The 23,174-nt window shown below is 61.7% G+C and carries 19 protein-coding genes; 7 read left to right on the forward strand and 12 right to left on the reverse strand.

The window, feature by feature from the left end:
- Positions 1–88 precede the first annotated feature (88 nt).
- The 7 genes from sufA to F3Y30_RS14590 form a co-directional block, all read right to left on the reverse strand.
- A complete protein-coding gene (sufA, locus tag F3Y30_RS14560; RefSeq protein WP_203423381.1) occupies positions 89–481 on the reverse strand; it encodes a Fe-S cluster assembly scaffold SufA in 393 nt (130 codons plus the stop codon).
- Positions 482–558: 77 nt separating this feature from the next.
- Positions 559–939, reverse strand: a complete 381-nt coding sequence (locus tag F3Y30_RS14565) for an SUF system Fe-S cluster assembly protein (RefSeq protein WP_203423382.1) — start codon at positions 937–939, stop codon at positions 559–561.
- 11 nt (positions 940–950) lie between these two features.
- Complete coding sequence (locus tag F3Y30_RS14570) at positions 951–2,192, reverse strand: cysteine desulfurase (RefSeq protein WP_203426626.1); 1,242 nt, start codon at positions 2,190–2,192, stop codon at positions 951–953.
- A 1-nt stretch (position 2,193) separates the two neighbouring features.
- Positions 2,194–3,468 carry a Fe-S cluster assembly protein SufD gene (gene sufD, locus F3Y30_RS14575; protein WP_203423383.1) on the reverse strand — a complete coding sequence of 425 codons (1,275 nt, stop codon included), beginning with the start codon at positions 3,466–3,468 and terminating at the stop codon, positions 2,194–2,196.
- A gap of 23 nt (positions 3,469–3,491) precedes the next feature.
- Positions 3,492–4,247, reverse strand: a complete 756-nt coding sequence (sufC, locus tag F3Y30_RS14580) for a Fe-S cluster assembly ATPase SufC (RefSeq protein WP_203423384.1) — start codon at positions 4,245–4,247, stop codon at positions 3,492–3,494.
- Between the two features lie 77 nt (positions 4,248–4,324).
- Entirely contained in the window at positions 4,325–5,794 is a 1,470-nt protein-coding gene (sufB, locus tag F3Y30_RS14585) for a Fe-S cluster assembly protein SufB (protein WP_203423385.1), read from the reverse strand.
- A gap of 140 nt (positions 5,795–5,934) precedes the next feature.
- Positions 5,935–7,104, reverse strand: coding sequence for a cysteine desulfurase family protein (locus tag F3Y30_RS14590; RefSeq protein ID WP_203423386.1), 1,170 nt, complete (start codon positions 7,102–7,104; stop codon positions 5,935–5,937).
- A gap of 215 nt (positions 7,105–7,319) precedes the next feature.
- Between F3Y30_RS14590 and F3Y30_RS14595 the strand changes: the two genes are divergently transcribed.
- The gene (locus F3Y30_RS14595) at positions 7,320–7,997 is read left to right on the forward strand and encodes an alpha/beta hydrolase (protein WP_203423387.1); all 678 of its coding nucleotides are present in this window, start codon (positions 7,320–7,322) and stop codon (positions 7,995–7,997) included.
- 30 nt (positions 7,998–8,027) lie between these two features.
- On the opposite strand, the gene F3Y30_RS14600 is transcribed toward F3Y30_RS14595, so the two are convergent.
- Together F3Y30_RS14600 and F3Y30_RS14605 are read right to left on the reverse strand one after the other, a co-directional pair.
- Positions 8,028–9,062, reverse strand: a complete 1,035-nt coding sequence (locus tag F3Y30_RS14600; protein ID WP_246752751.1) for a GGDEF domain-containing protein — start codon at positions 9,060–9,062, stop codon at positions 8,028–8,030.
- Between the two features lie 364 nt (positions 9,063–9,426).
- A complete protein-coding gene (locus F3Y30_RS14605; RefSeq protein ID WP_203423389.1) occupies positions 9,427–10,560 on the reverse strand; it encodes an anhydro-N-acetylmuramic acid kinase in 1,134 nt (377 codons plus the stop codon).
- A 101-nt stretch (positions 10,561–10,661) separates the two neighbouring features.
- Between F3Y30_RS14605 and tyrS the strand changes: the two genes are divergently transcribed.
- Positions 10,662–11,915 (forward strand): tyrosine--tRNA ligase, encoded by a 1,254-nt coding sequence (tyrS, locus tag F3Y30_RS14610; protein ID WP_203423390.1) that lies wholly within the window; start codon positions 10,662–10,664, stop codon positions 11,913–11,915.
- Between the two features lie 76 nt (positions 11,916–11,991).
- Here the strand turns inward: tyrS and F3Y30_RS14615 are convergent, their stop codons facing one another.
- A complete protein-coding gene (locus F3Y30_RS14615; RefSeq protein WP_203423391.1) occupies positions 11,992–15,396 on the reverse strand; it encodes a DUF3971 domain-containing protein in 3,405 nt (1,134 codons plus the stop codon).
- A 154-nt stretch (positions 15,397–15,550) separates the two neighbouring features.
- Here F3Y30_RS14615 and F3Y30_RS14620 point away from each other — a divergent pair, with 154 nt between their 5' ends.
- The 5 genes from F3Y30_RS14620 (at position 15,551) to F3Y30_RS14640 (ending at position 20,421) form a co-directional block, all read left to right on the forward strand.
- On the forward strand, positions 15,551–16,018 hold the full coding sequence (locus tag F3Y30_RS14620) for a peroxiredoxin (protein WP_203423392.1): 468 nt from the start codon (positions 15,551–15,553) through the stop codon (positions 16,016–16,018).
- 16 nt (positions 16,019–16,034) lie between these two features.
- Positions 16,035–16,871, forward strand: coding sequence for a ferritin-like domain-containing protein (locus tag F3Y30_RS14625; protein WP_203423393.1), 837 nt, complete (start codon positions 16,035–16,037; stop codon positions 16,869–16,871).
- 104 nt (positions 16,872–16,975) lie between these two features.
- A complete protein-coding gene (locus F3Y30_RS14630) occupies positions 16,976–18,295 on the forward strand; it encodes a M23 family metallopeptidase (RefSeq protein WP_203423394.1) in 1,320 nt (439 codons plus the stop codon).
- Between the two features lie 192 nt (positions 18,296–18,487).
- Positions 18,488–19,987: a DEAD/DEAH box helicase gene (locus F3Y30_RS14635; protein WP_203423395.1), complete on the forward strand. Its 1,500-nt coding sequence runs from the start codon at positions 18,488–18,490 to the stop codon at positions 19,985–19,987.
- An 11-nt stretch (positions 19,988–19,998) separates the two neighbouring features.
- Positions 19,999–20,421: an NUDIX domain-containing protein gene (locus F3Y30_RS14640; RefSeq protein WP_203423396.1), complete on the forward strand. Its 423-nt coding sequence runs from the start codon at positions 19,999–20,001 to the stop codon at positions 20,419–20,421.
- Between the two features lie 97 nt (positions 20,422–20,518).
- Here F3Y30_RS14640 and F3Y30_RS14645 read toward each other — a convergent pair whose 3' ends face one another.
- Together F3Y30_RS14645 and F3Y30_RS14650 are read right to left on the reverse strand one after the other, a co-directional pair.
- A complete protein-coding gene (locus F3Y30_RS14645; protein ID WP_203423397.1) occupies positions 20,519–22,579 on the reverse strand; it encodes a TonB-dependent receptor in 2,061 nt (686 codons plus the stop codon).
- A gap of 274 nt (positions 22,580–22,853) precedes the next feature.
- Positions 22,854–23,171 carry a TfoX/Sxy family protein gene (locus F3Y30_RS14650; RefSeq protein ID WP_203423398.1) on the reverse strand — a complete coding sequence of 106 codons (318 nt, stop codon included), beginning with the start codon at positions 23,169–23,171 and terminating at the stop codon, positions 22,854–22,856.
- Between the last annotated feature and the right edge of the window lie 3 nt (positions 23,172–23,174).

Below are 23,174 nucleotides of genomic sequence, written 5' to 3' on the forward strand. Positions count from 1 at the left end.
GATATGTTGATAACTCGACCCGCATTGCAGGCGTCGGTCAAGCGAGGGCCGGAAAGTGCTGATGAAGCACGTCTGGAGCGCGGCATTCCTACTCGGCGCGCACCACGGCATCGCCACGAGCGGCAAGCGCGGCGAGATCGGCAGGCTTCAGCTCGACGGATTCGCCGCAACCACAAGCCGACGTCTGGTTCGGGTTCTGGAACGTGAAGCCGGAGCGAAGCGTCGTCACCTCGAAGTCCATCTCAGTCCCGAGCAGGTAGAGGACAGCTTCCGGCGCTACCCAGACCTTGGCACCGTCGCGCTCGATCAGGTCATCCTTGGGGTTCGGTTCGGTTACGAGGTCCACGGAGTATTCCATGCCTGCGCATCCGCCCTTCTTGATTCCGACGCGGATGCCCGCCGCGCCCGGGCCGGCGTTCTCCACGATCGCGTTGACGCGGTCTGCGGCCGCCGCGGTAAGTGACATGACTGCAAAGCCCACTGGGCATTCTCCTTCGCCAGGCGGGTTCAAGGCCCGATGGTTCATGAATCAGAATGTAATAAGGCGACCTTAAGGGATCAATACCACCCGACGGCGACCTGGGCCTCTTCCGACATACGGTCAGGCGTCCACGGCGGATCGAAAACCATCCTGACCTCGACGCCCGAGACACCTTCTACGGCACCGACGGCGTTTTCCACCCAGCCCGGCATCTCGCCCGCAACCGGGCAACCGGGAGCCGTCAGCGTCATGTCGATCTTGACCATGCGATCGTCTTCAATGTCGATCTTGTAGATCAGGCCGAGCTCGAAGATGTCCGCCGGGATTTCCGGATCGTACACCGTCTTCAACGCGCCGATGATGTCGTCGCTGAGACGTGCCAGTTCCTCGGCGGGAATCGCGGAATTGACGATGCCTTCGCGGGCGTCGACCTTCTCTTCCGTGGCTTCGAGTGACATGGGGCTACTCCTCAGGCGAAGAACTTGCGGGCATGGTCGAGTGCGTCGGCCAGGACGTCGATCTCGGCTCGCGTATTGTACATACCGAACGATGCCCGGCATGTGGAGGTGACGCCGAAGCGTTTCAAGAGCGGCTGAGCGCAATGGGTGCCGGCACGCACCGCGACCCCTGCCCGGTCGATCACCATCGAGACGTCGTGGGCGTGAATGCCCTCGAGTTCGAATGCGAAGATCGAGCCCTTGCCCGGCGCAGTACCGAAGATGCGCAGGGAGTTGATCGACGACAGTCGCTCATGGGCATAGGAAGCGAGATCTGCCTCATGCGCAGCGATCGCCGCCCGGCCGACCGACTCCATGTAATCAAGCGCGTAGCCGAGCCCGATCGCCTGGACGATCGGCGGCGTACCCGCCTCGAAGCGGTGCGGGGGATCGTTATACGTGACGATGTCTTCCGTGACCTCGAAGATCATCTCTCCGCCGCCTTGGAAGGGTCGCATCTCCTTGAGCCGATCGCTCTTGCCGTAGAGCACACCGATACCCGAGGGACCATAGAGCTTGTGGCCGGTCATCACATACCAGTCGCAATCGATGTCCTGGACATCGACCGGCATGTGCACGGCGCCCTGCGAACCATCAACCAAGACCGGAATGCCGCGCTCGCGTGCGATCCGGCATATCTCCTTGACGGGAACGATAGTGCCGAGCGCGTTCGACATGTGGGTGATGGCGATCAGCTTGGTCCGATCAGTGAGGCATTTTACGAAGTCTTCGACATGGAAGGCGCCCTGATCGTCAATTGGTGCCCAAACGAGCTTGGCGCCTTGGCGTTCGCGGATGAAATGCCATGGCACGATGTTCGAGTGGTGCTCCATGATTGAGATCACGATCTCGTCGCCTTCGCCGATCTTGGGCATGCCGTACCCGTGGGCGACCGTATTGATCGCCTCGGTGGAGGACTTGGTGAAGACGATGTTGTCGACCGAGGGCGCGTTCAGGAAGCGGCGCACCTTTTCGCGCGCCCCTTCATAGGCCTCGGTCGCGGCATTCGAGAGGAAGTGCAGGCCGCGATGGACGTTCGCGTACTCGTTGGAATAGGCGTTGGAGATCGCGTCGATCACCACTTTCGGCTTCTGCGCCGATGCGCCGTTGTCGAGGTACACAAGCGGTTTGCCGTAGACAGTGCGCGACAGGATTGGAAAATCCCGCCGGATCGCTTCCACGTCATAACCCTTCGCGGCCGGCGTCGTATCCATCTCAGGCATGCCTTTCCAGCCAGGCCGAAATCAGCGCTTCCAGCACTTCGACGAGCGGCTCGTCTTCCAGTTCCTCGACGATTTCCGCAACGAACGCATTGACCAGCATGGCCCTTGCGATGTTTTCCGGAATTCCGCGGGCCTGGAGGTAGAAGAGCTGCGTGTGATCGATATCGATCACCGTGGCACCATGACCGCACTGAACGTCGTCGGCGAAGATTTCCAGTTCCGGCTTGGACGAGAATTCCGCCTCGTCCGACAGAAGCAACGTGTTGCACGACATCTTTGCGTCAGTCTTCTGCGCGTCGGGCGCCACACGGATCTGGCCCTGGAACACGCCCTTGGCACGATCGAAGACCACATTGCGGATGATTTCGGTCGACGTCGTGTGAGGAACGTCGTGGCCCACCGTGAAGGTGACATCCGTATGGGACTCGCCGCCGAGAAGATTGATGCCACGAAGCGTCAGGTCGGACCCTTCGCCCGAGACGACCACATGCGCTTCCTGGCGCACCAGCTTGCCGCCGGCGTTGACGATGAAAAGCCGGAGCTTGGTGTTGGCTCCGAGTTCCACCTTGAACTGGCCAAGATGCGTATCGGCGCTGCTCTGCTGCTGCACGATGATCCACGTGATCTCCGCGCCATCCTCCAGCTTGATGTCGCTGACGGACGTGACCAGCCCTGCCGACTCGCCCGCGGCGAGGTGCCGCTCGATCACCGTCAGCTTGCTGCCCGCGCCGAAGTGGACGGGAAAACGCGTGTGGGTCTGGCCTGAATCCTGCACGGCCTGGATTTCGACCGGCGTGTCACGCTCCGTGCCCGCCGGGAAGACCACCGTATAGCCATCATGCACGAAGGCGCCGTTGATCCGCCCGATCGCGTCGTCAGCACCATGCGCCAGGAGCAACGGAGCCGCAGATCCGTCGCCGAGCGCATCCTTGAAGGGGCGGACGTCAAAGCCCGGATAGGAGACCTTCGGATCGGACGTCCCGTTGACAACCGCAAGAACCGCGGATCCATCGACGAGCGCCGGCATCCGCACGGCACCGGTGGTCGGGTTCGTTTCCGGAACCGTCCGCATAAGCGTTTTCAGATCCGTGTAGTGCCAGGCCTCGTTACGGCGCGTCGGCAACCCGGTGGACTTCAGATCGCTCAGCAGCACGTCCCGCGCGGCAATGACTGCACCGTCGCCGGGAAGGTCGCCGATCTTCTCGTTGTAGGCTTCAACCAGCGCCGCCTCGGCGGCCGTCAGTTTGATCCCTGCTTGCATATTCATGGAGGCGTCTCCTTCTCGATGCCTCAGGCGGCCGCGTCGATGATATCGGCATAGCCGTTGGCTTCGAGGTCATGGGCGAGCGTCTTGTCGCCGGACTTGATGACCTGCCCCTTGTAGAGGACATGAACCGTGTCCGGCACGATGTAGTCGAGCAGCCGCTGGTAGTGTGTGATGACGATGATCGCACGATCCGGCGAACGCAACGCGTTCACTCCGTCGGCAACGATCTTCAGCGCATCGATGTCCAGGCCAGAATCGGTTTCATCGAGAATGCAGAGCTTGGGCTCGAGCAGTGACATCTGCAGGATTTCCGCACGCTTCTTTTCGCCGCCGGAGAAGCCGACGTTGAGCGGGCGGCGCAGCATTTCTGGTTCGATCTTGAGCTCGGCGGCAGCTTCCTTGACGCGGCGCATGAAGTCCGGCGTCGTCAGTTCGTCCTCGCCGCGCGCCTTGCGCTGCTCGTTCATCGCGACCTTGAGAAACTGCATGGTGGCAACGCCCGGGATCTCGACCGGGTACTGGAAGGCAAGGAAGATGCCCTTGGCGGCACGCTCGGACGGGTCGAGCTCGAGAATGCTCTCGCCGTTGTAGAGGATGTCGCCGTCGGTGACTTCGTAGTCCTCGCGTCCGGACAGGATGTAGGAAAGCGTCGACTTGCCGGAGCCGTTCGGGCCCATGATGGCGGCGACCTCGCCTGCCTTCACGGTCAGGTTCAGGCCGCGGATGATTTCGGTGCCGTCTTCGGCGATACGTGCGTGCAGGTTCTTGATTTCAAGCATGATAATTTCATCCTCAACAGGATCGAATGGGACATGGCGCGCGGAACATGGCCGCGCTGCGGTGTTTCAAAACGGGTTCAGCCGACCGAGCCTTCCAGCGAGATGCCGATCAGCTTCTGCGCCTCCACGGCGAATTCCATCGGCAGTTCCTGGATCACTTCCTTGACGAAGCCGTTGACGATCAGCGCGATCGCCGCTTCCTCTGGAATGCCGCGCTGCAGGCAGTAGAACAGCTGGTCTTCCGAAATTTTCGAAGTGGTCGCCTCGTGCTCGAACTGCGCGGTCGCGTTCCTCGCCTCGATGTAAGGCACCGTGTGCGCCCCGCACTTGTCACCGATCAGCAGCGAATCGCACTGGGTGAAGTTGCGTGCATTCTCCGCCCTGCGGTGCGTCGAGACCTGGCCACGGTAGGTATTCTGCGAAAAGCCCGCGGCGATGCCCTTGGAGATGATGCGGCTCGAAGTGTTCTTGCCGAGGTGGATCATCTTCGTGCCGCTGTCGATCTGCTGATGGCCGTTCGAGACGGCGATCGAGTAGAATTCGCCGCGCGAATTGTCACCACGCAGGATGCAGGAGGGATACTTCCAGGTGATGGCCGAGCCCGTCTCGACCTGCGTCCATGAGATCTTCGAGTTCTTGCCGCGGCAATCGCCACGCTTGGTAACGAAGTTGTAGATGCCGCCCTTGCCTTCCTTGTCGCCCGGATACCAGTTCTGGACGGTGGAATACTTGATCTCGGCATCATCGAGGGCCACGAGCTCGACCACGGCAGCGTGAAGCTGATTCTCGTCGCGCTGCGGCGCGGTGCAGCCTTCGAGGTAGGAGACGTAGGCGCCTTCCTCGGCGATGATGAGCGTGCGCTCGAACTGGCCGGTGTTCTTCTCGTTGATGCGGAAATAGGTCGACAGCTCCATCGGGCAGCGAACACCCTTCGGCACGAAGACGAAGGAACCGTCGGTAAAGACCGCGGAGTTGAGCGTCGCATAGAAGTTGTCGGTCGTCGGCACCACGGTGCCGAGATACTTCTTAACGAGATCGGGATATTCGCGGATCGCCTCTGAAATCGACATGAAGATCACGCCGACCTTCTTCAGTTCTTCCTTGAAGGTCGTGACAACCGAGACGCTGTCGAAGACCGCGTCGACAGCGATCTTGGACGTCTGCACGCCCGCAAGGATCTCTTGCTCGCGCAGCGGAATCCCGAGCTTCTCATAGGTACGCAACAGCTCCGGGTCGACCTCGTCGATCGACTTGGGGCCGGTCTGGTTCTTCGGAGCCGCGTAGTAGTAGAGATCGTTGAAGTCGATCTTCGGATACTCCACGCGTGCCCAGGTCGGCTCCTCGAGGGTCAGCCAACGGCGATAGGCTTCCAGACGCCACTCAAGCATCCATTCCGGTTCGTTCTTCTTGGCGGAGATGAAGCGGATGATATCTTCGGAAAGGCCTTTGGGCGCCTTGTCCATCTCGATGGTGGTTTCGAAGCCGTACTTGTACTGGTCCACGTCAATCTGACGGACCTGATCGATCGTTTCCTGCACCGCAGGCATGTCGTTCTCCAATCTCGCCGGATCCAAGGTCCGACAGCTTGTCAACGTAATGGCGGGTTGCTCCGCCGGTTATGTAGGCGCCAAAGGCGCATTTTCACACCTCTTGGCAAGCGAAAACTTGTGTTTCCGCAATTTTCCGATCAGGCCGCCGCGACGCCCTGCCGCCGCCTCGAAACCACGCGTTCGAAGGCAGAGAGGAAATGGTCGATATCCGCTTCAGCGGTGTCCGTGCCAAGCGAAACGCGAAGGCCGCCGAGGCCCGCATCGAACCCCATTGCCGTCAGTACATGGCTTTCGCCGACCTTACCCGAGGAGCAGGCCGATCCCGCGGAGATCGCGACACCTTCCAGATCGAACGCGATCTGCCCGGTCTCGGATTTGAGACCCGGGAGGCTGAAGAAGCAGGTGTTCGCCAGTCGCTCCTGTGCCCGGCCATGGATCGTCATTCCGGGCGCCAGCTCAACCATGCGCTCCTCCATGCGGGCGCGCAACGTCTCCAGGCGCTCGCTTCGCATTTCGATGTCGGCGCAAGCGAATTTTGCCGCCGCTCCGAAACCGGCGATCGCAGGTAGGTTTTCCGTCCCCGAGCGATGGCCTTTCTCTTGGCCGCCACCTCGGATCAGGGGCGCGGGCATCAGCACCTCCCCGCGCGATACCAGGGCACCGGCACCCTTCGGTCCGCCGAGCTTGTGTGCGGACAGGATCAGGAAGTCGGCACCGAGTTCGGCAATCGACAGCTTCATGCGGCCGGCGGCCTGAACGGCGTCGACCAGCAGCAGGCCACCGTGACGGTGAACCAGTTCCGCCACGTCCCGCACGGGCTGCACGATACCGGTTTCGTTGTTCGCCAGCATCACCGCCACCAGCGGCAGTCCGGTTTCCCGGTCGTGGACTTCGAGTGCACGCGAGAGGGCCGCGACGTCAAGCACTCCATCCGATGTGACCGGAATCTCGGAAACATCGCCCTTCGCAAATCGGCCGCCCTCGCGCACAGCCGGATGCTCGATCGCCGACACGTAGAGCAGCGACATCTTCAAAGGCGTCCGGCCCATGCGGAAATCGGGGGTCAGCACCAGGTTCGCCGCCTCGGTCGCGCCACTGGTGAAGACGACGTTCGCCGGCTCCGCCTGGACAAGGGCCGCAACATCCCTGCGCGCGGCCTCGATGATCGTCCGAGCCGCACGGCCTTCGCCGTGAACCGACGACGGGTTTCCGACTAGATCGAGAGCGGCAAGTATGGCTTCGCGCGCCACCGGCAAAATCGGTGCCGTCGCGTTCCAATCCAGGTATGTCCGAGCCTTTCTCGACATGGGATCCATACGTCCGATCATGCTTCCGTCAGGGCGGCGTGCATTTTTCTTGAAATTTCCGCCGGGCTTGCCTTATGACACGAAACTCGCAGCGCAGACAGCGCACATTCAGTTTCGAACGGTTCTAAACTAGGTTCTAAGAAAGCTGACTGGTTTCGTCAAGACATCCAGAGCGAATGAATCGGTTTGCGGCCCGAAAACTTGCCGGAGTAAGAATGCCTGAAGTGATCTTCAACGGACCCGCAGGTCGCCTCGAAGGGCGGTATCAGCCGTCCAAGCAGAAGAATGCCCCCATCGCCATCATCCTGCACCCGCATCCGCAGTTTGGTGGGACGATGAACAATCAGATCGTCTATCAGCTGTTCTACATGTTCCAGAAGCGCGGCTTCACTACGCTTCGCTTCAATTTCCGTGGCATCGGCCGGAGCCAGGGCGAGTTCGACCATGGAGCGGGAGAGCTTTCGGATGCGGCGTCCGCGCTCGACTGGGTCCAGAGCCTTCATCCGGACTCCAAGAGCTGCTGGGTTGCCGGATACTCCTTCGGTGCATGGATCGGCATGCAGCTTCTGATGCGTCGGCCGGAGATCGAAGGTTTCATTTCGGTGGCACCGCAGCCGAACATCTACGACTTCTCGTTCCTCGCGCCCTGCCCTTCGTCCGGCCTGATCATCAACGGCGACGCCGACAAGGTCGCGCCGGAAAAGGATGTCAACGGCCTCGTCGAAAAGCTGAAGGCACAGAAGGGTATCCTGATCACCCACAGGACCGTGCCGGGTGCCAACCACTTCTTCAACGGCCAGGTCGAGACGCTGATCGCCGAGTGCGAGGATTATCTCGATCGCCGGCTTGCCGGGGAACTCACGCCCGAGCCGGCAGCGAAGCGCATCCGCTGAACGCTTCAAGGTTTTTCCGCGCGGCGGCCGTTACCCGGCCGCCGCGCGATTCCAGTCACCTCTGACGACCGTCGGCGCCACATCGGCAATCATGACCTGGTCGCGACCGGCGGCCTTGGCCGCGTAAAGCGCGGTGTCTGCCTCCCTCATGGTGCCTTCAAGCGTGCCGCCACGCTTCGCCACGGCAATCCCGAAACTCGCTGTTATCCGGAATTTCGCGCGACCCGCGCCGAACTCGCGCTCCGCCATCGTTGCGCGGACGCTCATCGCAAACATGCGCGCGCACTCGCAATCGGCAACTGGGAGGTAGACGGCGAATTCCTCGCCTCCTATGCGCGCAACCGACGCCTCGCTCGGCGCATGGGATCGCAATACCTGCGCGAAGGTGTGGATCACCTCGTCCCCGGCATGGTGCCCGAACTTGTCGTTGATGCGCTTGAAATAGTCTATGTCGGCAAGAACGAGAACTCCGGGAAAGGTTCCGGACCGCTGGAGCTGGGGCGCGACGAGCCGGGCGAAACCTCTCCGGTTGAGGAGACCGGACAAGGGATCGATGTCGGAACTCGCCACCGCGTCATCGATCAGTTCGCGAACGAGGACCGCCACGAGACCAAGGCCGACCGAAACGATCAGGACGGCACCGAGCCCCTGGGATACGAGCGCGAACTGACTGAACAGATAGTCCGCCGCTCCTACCCCCGCGCCGACCGCGCCGGCAGCGAACGCCTTGAGGGCATAGTAGCCGACCGTCAACAACAGCAACGTCAACAGGGTGCGGTCGGAAAGCCCGCGCCGGCGGCTCTGGTAGACAATGTTGCAGGCAAGCGCCTGCACGAGCAGGAACGGCAGTTGATAGGGTATCGAATGGCCGGGCGTCCCGCGAGGCAGGTCGAAGATGAGCATATCGGTAACGACGCCCGCGCCGAAAATTCCCGCAAGCAGCCACGGATTGACGCGCGACCGGTAGAACGCACCGACACCAAGCGCGAGCAGGCAAAGTCCACCAAGCATTGCCGCAAAGGCGCCGATGGCGAATAGTCTCTTGAAGTCGCTGACGAGAAGCATCGCTTCTCCGACTGCCGCAAGGGAGGCCACGGCGAACCCTGCCCCGAAGCACAAGGCTGCCCGACGCGACGGGCTCCTCGCCGCCAGCAAGAAGAACAGGCCAGAAAAAATCAGGGCGACACAGAAGTTAACCGCCAGCAGAGAAATCGCTCCGCTCATCGTTACCGTCCAAATCGGCGTTGCCTCCGCCGTGTTTTGCTGAGCACCCTTCCCACGGGATCCGCATATAGACTAGCAAAACCGACCAAACAAAGACTTAACCGCTGGATCCTCCCACGGGGCGCGAAATAGGGATGAGCAGGGCCGGATACGAAGCGGACGACATCGCCTTCGTTCGGTTCTTTGTCTGAGTGGAAAGGTGCTCTTAGTTGCCGGACGGAGGGCGAACAGCGATTCCCCCGCTCACCGGCTCTCGTACGCCGGTGGTGCCCGGATAGGTCAATGGCAGACCGCGCAGGCAGCGCACCGCGAGATAGGCCCAGGCCTCCGCCTCCATGCTGTCGCCGTCAAGACCGGCCACCTCGGCTGTCATGACACTGCTCCCTTCATTGGCAGCGAGTTCCGTGAGGTCCTTCATGATGACGCCGTTGAGCCGCCCGCCCCCGCAGATGACATACATGCTCGGCTTCTGCGGAAGGTGCCCGGCCGATTTCAGGATCGCCGCGGCCGTGAGATGGGCGAGCGTCCGTGCGCCATCCTCGAGCGACGCCTCCGCCCCGGACGGCGGCAGGAAATCGTTGCGGTCAAGGGAGCGGCGGTTCTGCGCATGGAAGAACGGATTGGCGAGGTAGCGCTCGACAAGGCTGGAAACCACCCGCCCCTCGCTGGCGATCATCCCGCCCTGGTCAAATGGTATGCCTGCATGCGTCTCCACCCATTGATCGATCAGCGTGTTCCCCGGCCCGCTATCGAACGCGATGATCTCGCCGCCCGTGCCGATGAAGGTCAGGTTGGAAATCCCGCCGATGTTCACGAGGACAACGGGGAAGACGCTTCTGGTGGAAAGGTTGCGCGCCAGTGCCGCGTGGTAGACGGGGATGAGCGGAGCGCCCTGCCCGCCGTGAACCATGTCGTTGGCGCGCATGTCATAGACCACCTCGATCCCGAGCTCGCGTGCCAGCAACGGTCCATCGCCGAGTTGGACCGTGAGGGCCTGGTCGGGCCGATGCAGGACCGTTTGCCCATGAAAACCGACGACATCAATATCATCAGGCATAATGTTGTTCTTGTTCAGAAATTGTCTGACAGCATCCGCATGACGCAACGTGAGTTCGCGTTCGACGTCCGCAAGATCGCCAGGGCGCTCCTCGCGCCGGATGATCGACTTGGCGGTAACCAGCGCGGATTGAAGCCGGCGCCGGAACGCGTGGTCATAGGCCACCCCAAGGGCAGGACCGCGCTCCACGATGTTCTCTCCATCGGTCCGCAGCAACGCAACGTCGATACCGTCCATGCTGGTACCGCTCATAAGCCCGACTGCGGTTCTTACCTGTCTCATCGCGAAAAATTCCAGAATCACTTTTGAAGTGATTATGCGCAAAAACAGTGATAAACGCCCGGCCACTCGCTCAGAAAACTTGCCCGCAAGAGAAACAGGTCATGTCCGAATTCAAGTCAGATTTTCTTCGCACGCTCAAGGAGCGCGGCTTCATCCACCAGATCTCCGATGAAACCGGCCTCGACGAACTCCTCGCCAAGGAAACCGTGACCGCCTATATCGGCTTCGACCCGACGGCGCCGAGCCTGCACGCAGGCGGCCTGATCCAGATCATGATGCTGCATTGGCTTCAGGCGACCGGCCATCGCGCAATCTCGCTCATGGGTGGCGGCACGGGAATGGTCGGCGACCCATCCTTCAAGGACGAGGCACGCCAGCTCATGACGCCGGAAACGATCGCCTCCAACATCGCCTCCATCAAGAAGGTCTTCTCCAACTACCTGACCTATGGCGAAGGCCCCAAGGATGCGCTGATGATCAACAATGCCGACTGGTTGCTCGGCATCAACTATCTCGAATTCCTGCGGGACGTCGGGCGCCACTTCTCAGTGAACCGCATGCTCTCCTTCGATAGCGTGAAGATGCGCCTCGATCGCGAGCAGTCTTTGTCGTTCCTCGAATTCAACTACATGATCCTGCAGGCCTACGACTTCGTGGAGCTCAACAAGCGCTACGACACCCGCCTGCAGATGGGTGGCTCCGACCAGTGGGGGAACATCATCAACGGTATCGACCTCGGCCACCGCATGGGTACGCCGCAGCTCTACGCGCTGACATCGCCGCTCCTGACCACCGCATCCGGCGCCAAGATGGGCAAGTCGGTCAACGGCGCCGTCTGGCTCAACCCGGAAATGCTCTCGGCCTATGACTTCTGGCAGTACTGGCGCAACACGGAGGATGCCGACGTGTCGCGCTTCCTGAAGCTCTACACGACCTTGCCGCTCGACGAGATCACCCGTCTTTCGGCGCTGGGAGGCTCGGAAATCAACGAGGTGAAGAAAATCCTCGCGACCGAGATCACGGCAATGCTCCATGGACGCAGCGCGGCCGAGCAGGCAGCTGAAACGGCGCGCAAGACCTTCGAGGAGGGCGCCCTCGCCGAAAACCTTCCGACGATCGAAGTGCCGGCTGGCGAGCTTGACTCCGGTATAGGACTGCTGACGCTCATCGTCCGTGCCGGACTTGCCGCCTCGAACGGCGAGGCCCGCCGTCACGTCCAGGGCGGTGCGGTCCGGATCAACGATGCCGCCGTCAATGACGAGCGCAAGTTGATCGGCAGCGGCGAAGTGACCCCGGACGGGGTGATCAAGCTCTCGCTGGGAAAGAAGAAGCACATCCTCGTCCGTCCGCTCTGACGGACTTCTGGCAAACCAGAATACGGGGACGCGCGACCGGCGCGTCCCGCGCCCTCTCTGCAGGGCCGAGCGTTTCTTACTGAAATTCGAAGATGTTCCGGAACACGCCTGGCGCGATGATCGACAGCGGATTTATCGTCAGCTGAGGCTTGTCGAAGTTTCCGCTGAGCTTGAACGTTATGCCGATCAGCCCGCGGTCGCGACCGTTGCCGAGGATGACGCCGATCAGCGGCAGTTCCGCAAACAGGCGGTTCAGCCCATAGGCCGGCATGAACGTACCCGTCATCTCCATGCGTCCGCTGGCGTCGCGCACCATGCCCTGGAACGTCGCCCCGACCATTTCACCGCGCACGACACCATTCTCGACGCTGAGCGCTCCGCCGCCCATTTCGACCCTGGCAAAGCCGCGGTCGAAACGCACGGTGCTGACGTCTATGTCACGGCGCACCGCATCGTTCAGGCTGCGGCCGTTTTCACCCGTCGGGGTGGAGACGATCGATTTCAGCCGGTCCTCGCCGACCAGAGAGAACTTCCGGATATCAACGCTGCCGCGCCAGCTTTCGTTCTTGCCGGCCCGCATGCGCACATTCAGCAACCCGCCCTGCATATGCCGATAGATGTCGGCGAAACGGGCGATCGCACCCGCGTCCCCGCTGGTGAATTCGACGACGTTCGAGCGGTCACCGGCACCAAGTTTGGCAACGACCGGCGAGCCGCCAGCGGTAACGGCCGCCAGGTCCAGCGCCGTAATCTTCTGACCGGAAAACGCATAGGTCAGGCTTACATTCGTCAGCGTCTCCCCGTTGAACCCTCCCATCGAACCGAGCTTGGCGCGGACGGTCGCTCCCTTGTTGCCGCTTGACTCGCCGCCGTCGCCCTGGCCGGAACTCCCGCTCTTGAGTTTTGCCAGAAGCGGCCGGACGTCGGCGAACTCGCCGTCGACATTGATGGCGTAGCTGCCCCCCTTGCGCTCTACCGATATCCGGTAGCGGTCCTGCGGCGACAGGCTGACCCGCGAGAACTTTGCCGATGTAAACGTCGAGTTGTCGAAGGCAAGAGCCCCCTCCACGGCGAAACCCTCGCCGCCAAAGGTAAAATCGCTGACGCTGGTACTGTTGTTCTCCGACCTGACGACGAACTTTGCCGTCGCGCCAATACCGGCGCCCTTCGTCCAGCCGATCCACGGAATCGAGACCGCCGTCCGATCGAGATCGGCAACGACCCGATACCCGCCCTCGTCTGCGGAGGTCACCTCGATGCCGACCGGCCCCTCCAGCAGATCGTCGAAACCGGGAAGGAGCTTGCGGCGGGCCGCATTGTCGAGCGTACCCGTTATCTTGACCTCGCGCTTCGTTCCCGTTGACTTGTCCACCGGCTCCACCAGCACGACCTGCATTGGCACGCCGTCGATATCGGCCTTCGCGTCGAGGTCAGCCCGGCTGGGTGTGACGACGAGCGAACCGGTGAGATCCGAAACGTTGCGGTTGGCGATCGGCTTCTTGACCGTGACGTCCGTGAGCGCCATGTCGGCGGTCCATACGGGCGCCGGCGGATTCTGGTTCTTCACGAGGCCGAAACGCGCCTTCACATTGGCACTCACGGAGCCCGTGAAGTCGTCGACCATGAAACCGGTACGCTGAAGCGCGCCGATCGGCCTGTAGGTCACCAGCTCGGCGATGGCATCGGCGTTTCCTGCAACGTTGATGTCCATGTCCGCCATCAGCGGTTTGGCATAGGTGTCCGGCAGGATGAACGTACCGCCGGTCAGCGTCACCGAACGCCCGGACTGGAAATAGGCGGCGCCGCCGTTGATGGTAATGACCGCGCGCTCGCCGGTGAGTTCGAAACGCCCGGACGTGTCCCGCAAGGGTGGAATGTCTCCCGCCACGTTCATGCGCGCGCCGGCGATGTCGAAGGAGATCTTGAGGTCGTCGCCGCGCAATTCGAGTTTCTTGCCGGGTACAATCTTCCGATCGCCTGAAATGAACGCCTCTATGCGGCCGTTGGTGACAGTTCCGCCGAAAATATTGCCGATGACCCAGCGTCGGGCGTTCTTTGCCATCCAGAAGGGCCAGAACTGCTTTACCGCGGCCGATTCCAGCTGGTTGGCGAGAGCCACGAAGCTGATCTCGGGGGCCGGCTGGCCGAACAGGACCGAAAGCGAGCCGGCCAGCGATCCCCGCTCGCTCGTAATCGCCATTTCCGGGAATGTCAGCTCGCGGCTCGCCGGCAGGAACTGTCCGCGTGCCTTGGCATCGAAGCGTGTCGGCACTTCGCCGGTGTCCGATGGCGCCATCGTGCCGTCCCGGACGAGAAGATCGATCGCGAATCCCTTCTGCGTCTGGTTGGGCAAGCGGTCGAGGTCGATCAGACCGCCCGTGAATGGGAAGGACGATGCCCCGATCCGGATGTTCGAGGGCGAGATTTCAATGGTTCCCTTGTCGAAATTGTAGGAGGCGGCGACATTCGATGCGAGGAGATCGGCCGAGATGCCATCGGCATAGATCTCTCCTTCGCTGGTGGACAATCCGACGGTGAGAACAGGGCTCGCCGTTGTGGTCCCGCGAGTCGCGTCGATACGGAGATCCGCCGCCGCATTGATGCCGGAGTGCGGCAACCCTTCGTTCTTCTTCAAGAGGAACGGGCTCAGCCCCACGCCCTTGAGGGTACCGGCCACGTTCTTGACCACGCCGCCTTCGCCGGTCGCCGTCAGGTCTACGCTGCCTGCGCGATCGTCGATCGCGAAATCACCGCGGATCTGCATCTGGCTCTGCTCGGCACGCACGAATTCGAGCTTCTGGATGGACAGCGCCACCGGCGTGTCTCCGGACCCCTTGAGCGAAACGCCCATGTCGGAGACGCGCACCTTCTCGAGGCCGTTGTTCACGATGAGGCGGCTTATGTCGTCGAGCGCCGTAAAGGCAGTCTCCGCGTAATCAGGGACATCACTGATTCGCAGAGCGCTCGCGTCGAACGCGCCGCCTTGCGGCAGCAGAGACGGATCGAGCATCGCGCCGTCGATATCGAGTTTCGAGACCGAAACGCGTCCCGAAAGCAGCGAGAGCGGATCCATGACGAGCGAGATAGCCTTGGTCGTGACGATCTTCTGCCCGGAACCTGCTTCCGCAAGAGACACATCCTCGGCCTTCAGCGCCAGACCACCCCAGCCGGAAAGACGCAGCACGGTGTGTTCGACATCGGCGCGATAGTCGGGACCGAGCGCCCGGTTGAGTGCGGCGACTGCCTGAGCGTTGAGCGGGCCATCGGCGATGCCGCTTTCGACGGCGGCGGCAATCAGCCCCACGAGAACAACGGCGGATGCCGTCACCCAGGCGATAACCTTGCAGGCAAGGCCGGTTTTGGAGGGACCGCTGGTGGATTTGAGGACCATCGGATCCTCCGCCTGTGCCGACGGCAGTTCGTGAAGGCAGACGATGTCTGTCTTCTTGAAAACCACCTTCTCGCCGCGGATTTCACCCATGTCTCGAGAACCGTTGCCCCTGCCAGCCCGTAAAAGCCCTATCAGCCCGAATAGGACCATGTCGCCCATAAGTCGCTGGACGATACAACTTTCCACTATATATCGGTGAACGCCACCCGATGCCCCAAAATCCCGACCAAAGAAAGGAAATCTCATGGCAGAATTGCTGCCGGGCCAGCATGCGCCCGATTTTACTCTCCCGCGTGACGGCGGCGGTGTGCTTTCACTGTCCTCCGTGCGCGACAGATCCGTGGTTCTCTTCTTCTACCCGAAGGACGACACGCAGGCCTGCACGGCCGAATCGATCGCATTTTCGGCCCTGCTTCCGGAATTCGAGGCGGCGGGATGTGCGGTGGTCGGCATCTCTCCTGATCCGGTGCGCAAGCATGACAGGTTCGTCAAGAAGCACGATTTGACGGTCACCCTCCTCTCGGACGAAACCCATGAGGTCCTGGAACTCTACGGCGTGTGGAAAGAGAAGAAGATGTACGGCCGGGCCTATATGGGCGTGGAACGGACGACCATTCTGCTCGACAGGGAAGGCAAGATCGTGCAGATCTGGGAAAAGGTAAAGGTTGCAGGGCATGCCGAAGCCGTCCTGACAGCGGCAAAATCGCTTTAGCAAAATAGCCCATACCATGGAAATTAAAGAACAAACCATCCAAGTTGATAGCTTGAGGTCAGGAGCCACGCGCGCCATTGCCTCGGCTGATCTCGACATCAAGACCTCCCTTGCCCAGGAAACGGCGCGGCGCTGGTTTAACCGCACGCTTTCGCTCCGCTCGCCGCTCGATCCGCCTATCCCCGACAGACCAGGACGGCCGGCACGGCCCGAGCTCATTCCGCCCAAGCACATGAAGAAGCGCTCTCTCCATACGCCGAAGGGGCGGATCGCCCTGCTCCACGCGCTGGCCCATATCGAACTGAACGCCGTCGATCTTGCGCTTGATATCGTCGCCCGATTCGCGAGCGAGCCGGTTCCGAACTCCTTCTTCGACGGATGGATGCAGGTGGCCTTCGAAGAGGCCAAGCATTTCAAGCTCATAAGGGAGCGCTTGCGCAGCCTCGGTGCCGATTATGGCGATCTCCCTGCCCATGACGGACTGTGGCAGGCCGCGCAGGACACGCGCAACAGCCTCTCGGCGCGCCTCGCCGTGGTGCCACTGATTCTCGAGGCCCGCGGGCTCGACGTCACCCCTGCATTGCAGGCCAAGATGCGGGAAACCGGCGATATCGAAAGCGCGGACATTCTCGACATCATCTACAACGACGAGAAGGGCCATGTTGCGGTCGGTGCCAAATGGTTTCGGTTCCTCTGCGCGCGTGAACGAAAGGATCCGTCGGAGACGTTCAAGGCGCTCGTACGCGCCAATTTCCGGGGTCCCCTCAAGGCGCCGTTCAACGACGTCGCCCGTGCGGAGGCCGGATTGACGCCGTCTTTCTACCGTTCGCTCACCTCCGTGAGCCAGAGCTGACGGGCCTCATCATGCGGCAGGCGGCCGAAATGGTTTATTAACCTTAACATTGTGTAATTCCCAACGAAATCAAATGTGGATTTGCATCCGCTGGGGAGTCGTTGGTGTCCGAACGTCCTGAGAACCGCGTTTTTGGGAAACGCGAAAAGCAGCACATCATCATCCTCGCCAGCGGCGACCGTATCCGCCACATGTCGATCAGGCCGTGGATGGTCGCCGTTACCTTCTGCTTCGCCGCGATGTTCACCGTGGGCTATCTGGCGGCGACCTCCTATCTGGTGCTGAGAGACGACCTGATTGGCGCCACGATGGCGCGCCAGGCCCGCATGCAGCACGACTACGAGGACAGGATTTCGTCGCTCCGGGCACAGGTGGATCGCGTCACCAGCCGTCAGCTCCTGGACCAGCAGGTCGTCGAGGAAAAGGTTGAACGGCTTCTGCAGCAGCAGATCGCGCTTTCGGCCCGGCACGGCAAGCTCGATGACCTCCTGACGAGGGCACAGGACGCCGGGCTGCAGCAGGCACCCATTCCCACCGAGCGCGAGGAACGGCCGGAAGCCAAGCCTCTCGCCTATGAGCGCCGCGCGGACGCTGCGGGCGTCAAGGCTATCGAAGCCCTGATGTCGCCGAGGCAGTCGCTCAATGCCGACCCCGCGGAGACGCTGCGCCAATCCTATGCAACCGGCGAAACGGCGGCTGACCGCGCGGACCGTATGTTCTCGAAGGTGACACTTTCCCTGAAGGACATCGAGCGCAGGCAGCTGGACCGTATCCAGTCCTTGACGGCCGGCGCCTCCCAGACTGCCGAAGCCATCCAGACGATCCTCCGCCGCACGGGCTTCGACACCTCGGACGTTTCGCAGGATACGGCAGAGGCAGGCGGTTCGGACCTTGCGATCGGCGGCCCTTTCGTCGAACCGGAAACCACTGACGCGTTCGAAGGCTCGATGGGCGAACTGGACCTTGCCCTCAATCGCCTGGATGACGCTCGCAAGGCCGCCAAGCAACTTCCATTCGGCAATCCCTCGCCCAGCAGCGACGTCACCAGCCGTTTCGGTAATCGGACGGATCCCTTCCTCGGCCGGCTGGCGCTTCACGCCGGCATCGATTTTCGCGCCCGCGTGGGAACGGAAATCCACGCGACCGGCGCAGGAACGGTCCTGACGGCCGGCGCCACGGGCGGTTACGGCAACATGGTCGAGATTAGCCACGGCAACGGCGTGACGACCCGCTATGCCCACCTCTCCCGTGTCCTTGTAAAGGCCGGGGACAAGGTCGAGGCCGGCGACCCGGTCGGTCTGTCAGGTACGACCGGCCGCTCCACCGGCCCCCATCTTCACTATGAGGTCCGCCGCAACGGCAAGGCGATCGACCCCATGCGCTTCCTGACGGCAGGGTTGAAATTATCGACTTTCATGGACTGACGCAAAGTGAACCATTTTGGAACGGTGATGCAAAACCGCCTCGGATCATATTCGTTTTGCTTGCGAATCGCCGGGAAATTCCGATTTCCTTGACTTTGCGGCACTTTCAGCATATGTGCGCTGCATCCAGCGATGTACGTCCTGCTGAAACCTCATGTGTTCGCGAGAACCGGAACGGAAACTGATTTCCCTTTGACCACTTTTTCTGACCTTGGCCTGAGCCAAAAAGTTCTATCCGCCGTTACGGACGCGGGTTACGTCACTCCCACCCCGATCCAGGCGGGTGCGATACCTCCGGCCCTCCAGCGGCGCGATATTCTTGGGATCGCACAGACGGGCACGGGCAAGACAGCATCCTTCGTGTTGCCGATGCTGACGCTCCTCGAAAAGGGTCGGGCACGGGCGCGCATGCCGCGAACGCTCATCCTGGAGCCGACGCGCGAACTGGCTGCGCAGGTGGCGGAGAACTTCGAGAAGTACGGCAAGAATCACAAGCTCAACATCGCGCTTCTGATCGGCGGGGTTTCATTCGAGGACCAGGACCGCAAGCTCGAGCGCGGGGCAGACGTGCTGATCTGCACCCCTGGCCGCCTGCTCGATCATTTCGAGCGCGGCAAGCTGCTGATGACGGGCGTAGAGGTTTTCGTCATCGACGAAGCGGACCGCATGCTCGACATGGGCTTCATCCCGGACATCGAGCGTATCGCGAAGCTCATCCCCTTCACGCGCCAGACACTGTTTTTCTCGGCCACCATGCCGCCGGAAATCCAGAAGCTCGCCGATCGGTTCCTCCAGAATCCGGAACGCGTAGAGGTCTCCGCCCGGTCGTCCACGGCGACGACCGTTACCCAGCGACTGGTGGCAAGCCATTCCAAGGATTACGAGAAGCGCGCGGTTCTGCGCGATCTCATCCGCTCGCAGGACGAATTGAAGAACGCCATCATCTTCTGCAATCGCAAGAAGGACGTGGCCGATCTCTTCCGTTCCCTCGACCGGCATGGCTTCTCGGTCGGCGCGCTGCATGGTGACATGGACCAGCGTTCGCGCATGACGATGCTTGCGAATTTCAAGGACGGGAACATCAAGCTTCTCGTCGCATCGGACGTGGCCGCCCGTGGCCTCGACATTCCCGATGTCAGCCACGTGTTCAACTTCGATGTCCCCATCCATGCGGAAGACTATGTTCACCGCATCGGCCGTACGGGACGTGCCGGTCGTTCCGGCGCATCGTTCACCCTCGTCACCAAGCGTGACACCAAATTCTCCGACGCAATCGAGAAGCTGATCGACAAGAAGATCGAATGGCACAACGGCGATCTTTCCGCCTTGCCGCCGGCAGCTGAAAGCGATGAGCGCGAGCGCCCACGCAAGGGCGGCCGCGACAAGGACCGTGAGCGCGGCCGTGGCCGTGATCGTCAGGATAGTCATAAGGCCGACACGCGGAAGGCCGATGATCGCAGCGATACGATTGACCAGGAGAAGAGGGTTGAAACTGTGAAAGCTGAACGCAAGAACGAAGGCCGGCCCCAGAACACCGTCCGTAACCAGCGCCAGCCTCACGCGCCCTACCCGGCGAACGATGACAATCGCGATCGTCGCAACCGCTATCGCCGCGACGAGGACGATGGTCCGACGCCGCTCGGCTTCGGCGATGAGATTCCTGCGTTCATGCTGATCGCGGGCAAGGCCTGAAGCCTTTCCAAATGGGTCTGCCTGGCATCGACTTCCCCGGCGTAGGCTGTGGGCTTGCGATTCTTCGTGGCGAAAGCCTCCTTCTCTACAGGAGACTGAAGGCGCCCGAGGCTGGCCACTGGAACATCGTCGGCGGCAAGATTGACCACATGGAAGCCGCCATCGATGCGGCGCGACGCGAGGCCGAGGAAGAAACCGGCCTCTCTTTTGGTGCGCTCGACTACCTGTGTCTCTCAGAACAACGCATCGCGGACGACAGGCAGCACTGGCTGTCGGTCATCTATGCGGTGCGCGAATTTTCCGGAGAGCCTCGGGTGATGGAGCCGGAAAAGCTGCCGGAGTTCGGCTGGTTTCCGCTCGATGCACTGCCTGTACCATTGTCGAAATTCGCGATGGATGCCGTCAAGGCCCTTCGCTCCGGCACGCCGAAATAACACGAACGCCGGGTCGCCAGGCATTGCGGCGTATCTCGCGCGGCTGACGTGTGGAATAACCCGCAAGCCAACGCTCCCCGCCACGCCCCTCTCAGCGTTAGAACCGCGCGGTTGCCCCGAATATGATCGTGCGCCCGCGCCCGTTGTCGATCCCGGAATAGCTGTCCGCAAGGCCGGAATTCGCCTGCATGTAGCTCTTGTTGAAGATGTTCTCGACGTTGACGAAGATCTTGGCGTTCTCGTTGAGCTGCCAGGAGGCGTAGGCGTCGAAGAGCGTGTAGGCGCCGAGGTGAAAAGCGTTCGCCTCGTTGATGTACATCTGCGTGCTCTTGCCGACATAGCGCATGCGGCCGCCCACGACGACCTGCTCGTCGAGGAAGCGCGCCCCGGCATCGATCGTGAAGAAGTCGTCCGGCAGCGTTCCGACATCCGAGCCCACGCCGGCGGCGGCACCGGTCGGCTGATCCGTATCTGCGATTGTCAGCGACAGATTGGCGTAGTAGCGCCCGGCATCGTAGCCGCCCTCGATCTCGACGCCCTGCATGACGGTTGTGCCGTCGAGGTTCACCCATCGCGCGACGCCGTCCGTGTCGATGTCATAGGTGATGTAGTTCTTGATCTTGTTGTGGAAGTAACCGACCTTCAGCCATGCGTTATCTCCGCCCTGGAGGAGATCGCTGCCGGTCAGGTTCACGCCGATGTCCCAGCCCCGGCTCTGCTCCGGCACGAGATTGGGATTGTTGTTGATCGGATCCCCGGTTCCGTCGAAGCTGTGACCGCCCGGATAGAACATTTCCGAGGCCGTCGGGGGCCGCGAGGTGTGGGCGTAGGTCACGTAAGGCTGGAGCCAGTCCAGGGGATGTGCCGAAACCGTCACCCTTGGGTTCCAGTCGCCCCCGGACCGCTCGATCTTGGTTCCGTCGCACAGGCCGCCGGTTGCGGGGCAATCGCCCTCTCCCGGCGCGAGATAGCCGTCCAGCCCATCGAGGGACCAGTAGTCGTAGCGGATGCCGCCCGTGAGATCGAAGATCCCGCGGGACAACGTTGCCTCGTTGAAGACGCCCGCCTTGAGGAGCGTCCCGTCCGGATTCGCGCCCCGCTTCTCGTTGCCCTTGTAGTCGTCGCGGTTGACCGCCGCGCCATAGAAGAGCTTGAGCTCTGTGTCCTCTCCAAGGTCGAAGAGCATGCGGTTGCTGACGTCGAAGCCGGTCGTGGTGTTGCGGCCTTGCCGGCCGTCGAAGGTGCTGACGTTCCCGTTCGTGCCCTTGAAGGCCATGTCAGTGATATTGACATAGGCGTTGGCGCTCACATCGAACAGATTGTCGCCCGGCTGGTAGAGGTACTTGGCGGTATAGGTCTGGTTCTGGATGGACCAGTTGTAGCCGGAACTTCCCGGCAGGAACTCGTTGTCGTACCAGACGCCACCCAGGAGCAGATTATGATCCGGGTTGGGCGACAGCCCAACCTTGAACAGGCCACCCTTCGGATGCTGTGCGCCGCCAAAGGGATACAGGATCCCGTCACCGTTATCGAAGGGGCTCTTCTTGGTATCGCTGATCGCCGCAACGACGCTCGCCTCGCCCTCACCCTCGTAGTTGCCACGCGCACCCGTAGCCACCAGTCTTGAATAGTCGAAACCGTTGGTGCCGGCCCGCACCGTCGTCAGCATGCCGAAGTCCTTGCCGGGCAGCAGGACGTCGTCGATCTCGAGGGTGCGGAAATTCGCGGCGCCGGCAAGCGTGCCCATGCCCTGCGCACCCGAGACGGCGCCCCTGGTCACGTCGACGCCGACAAGCAGGTTCTGCTCGACATACAGCATGTCGTCAAAGGTGCCGCCATGACCGGAAAGATTGCGAAACGTCTGCGGCACGCCGTCGATCATGCTGTTAACCCGCCCCATGCCCTGAAGGCCGCGGATATTGACGTTGATGCCGGCCTGGTCGGCGGGTTCGCGCGTAAAGGTGCCGGGCATCGAACGCAACACCTGGTTGACGTCTCCCGCATAGCGATCCTGGATGACTTCGACACCTTCGGACGAGATGGCTGCCGGAACGTTAGCGATGCCTTCGTCCTCCCCGCGCTCGCCTTCGACCGTGATCTGCTCAAGGTTCGTCGTGCCGCCAGACGCCGTGTTTGTCTCGACCGACTGTGCGTTCACGACATCTCCCGTGAAAACAAACACGGTCGCTGTACTGGCCAACAGGATCGGCAGGCATCGGCTTTTCGTCTTCACGGAAGTCCTCACGGCAAATGCGGGAACGACATCCGTAGACCGACCGGGGATGGCCAGGTCCGAAACCGGACGGCGCCGGCCACTGACTGCGGCCACGCATTCCGTATTGGACAACATGATATTTTAAGTCAAGTTTAATTGCGGCAAAAATTCGTCGACCATGTCCAAAGATTTCATGACTATGGCTGGTTGTCACTCCTCACGCGCGCAACGCCGCCTCATAGGCGAGGCGAACCCACTTGGCCATGATGTCGGGATCGTCATACGCGTCCTCGGGTATCGACCAGTAGGGCATCCGCACGGGCTTGCTGCCCTTTCTGCCCACGTAGGTCCACTGGCGGCCTCCGGCCTCTTCGAAGGCAGGCGCAGTCTCGCCATCGGCCTTCAGAAGGATTTCGTCATCGACTTCCAGCGCCAGGATGCGGCCGTGGTGATAAATTCCCTTGCCGCCGAACATCCGGCGGATGGTCACCGGTCCGAGCCCCTCGAACATCTCCTCGATCGCGTCGTTGTCCATGCC

The sequence above is a fragment of the Sinorhizobium sp. BG8 genome (assembly GCF_016864555.1).
Lineage (GTDB): Bacteria > Pseudomonadota > Alphaproteobacteria > Rhizobiales > Rhizobiaceae > BG8.

Bases quoted from the DNA above. Each gene is read 5' to 3' on its own strand.
- F3Y30_RS14565 (WP_203423382.1), bottom strand. From the start codon at position 939: ATGTCACTCGAAGCCACGGAAGAGAAGGTCGACGCCCGCGAAGGCATC.
- F3Y30_RS14570 (WP_203426626.1), bottom strand. From the start codon at position 2,192: ATGGATACGACGCCGGCCGCGAAGGGTTATGACGTGGAAGCGATCCGG.
- sufD (WP_203423383.1), bottom strand. From the start codon at position 3,468: ATGAATATGCAAGCAGGGATCAAACTGACGGCCGCCGAGGCGGCGCTG.
- sufC (WP_203423384.1), bottom strand. From the start codon at position 4,247: ATGCTTGAAATCAAGAACCTGCACGCACGTATCGCCGAAGACGGCACC.
- sufB (WP_203423385.1), bottom strand. From the start codon at position 5,794: ATGCCTGCGGTGCAGGAAACGATCGATCAGGTCCGTCAGATTGACGTG.
- F3Y30_RS14590 (WP_203423386.1), bottom strand. From the start codon at position 7,104: ATGTCGAGAAAGGCTCGGACATACCTGGATTGGAACGCGACGGCACCG.
- F3Y30_RS14595 (WP_203423387.1), top strand. From the start codon at position 7,320: ATGCCTGAAGTGATCTTCAACGGACCCGCAGGTCGCCTCGAAGGGCGG.
- F3Y30_RS14600 (WP_246752751.1), bottom strand. From the start codon at position 9,062: ATGCTTCTCGTCAGCGACTTCAAGAGACTATTCGCCATCGGCGCCTTT.
- F3Y30_RS14605 (WP_203423389.1), bottom strand. From the start codon at position 10,560: ATGAGACAGGTAAGAACCGCAGTCGGGCTTATGAGCGGTACCAGCATG.
- tyrS (WP_203423390.1), top strand. From the start codon at position 10,662: ATGTCCGAATTCAAGTCAGATTTTCTTCGCACGCTCAAGGAGCGCGGC.
- F3Y30_RS14615 (WP_203423391.1), bottom strand. From the start codon at position 15,396: ATGGGTGAAATCCGCGGCGAGAAGGTGGTTTTCAAGAAGACAGACATC.
- F3Y30_RS14620 (WP_203423392.1), top strand. From the start codon at position 15,551: ATGGCAGAATTGCTGCCGGGCCAGCATGCGCCCGATTTTACTCTCCCG.
- F3Y30_RS14625 (WP_203423393.1), top strand. From the start codon at position 16,035: ATGGAAATTAAAGAACAAACCATCCAAGTTGATAGCTTGAGGTCAGGA.
- F3Y30_RS14640 (WP_203423396.1), top strand. From the start codon at position 19,999: ATGGGTCTGCCTGGCATCGACTTCCCCGGCGTAGGCTGTGGGCTTGCG.
- F3Y30_RS14650 (WP_203423398.1), bottom strand. From the start codon at position 23,171: ATGGACAACGACGCGATCGAGGAGATGTTCGAGGGGCTCGGACCGGTG.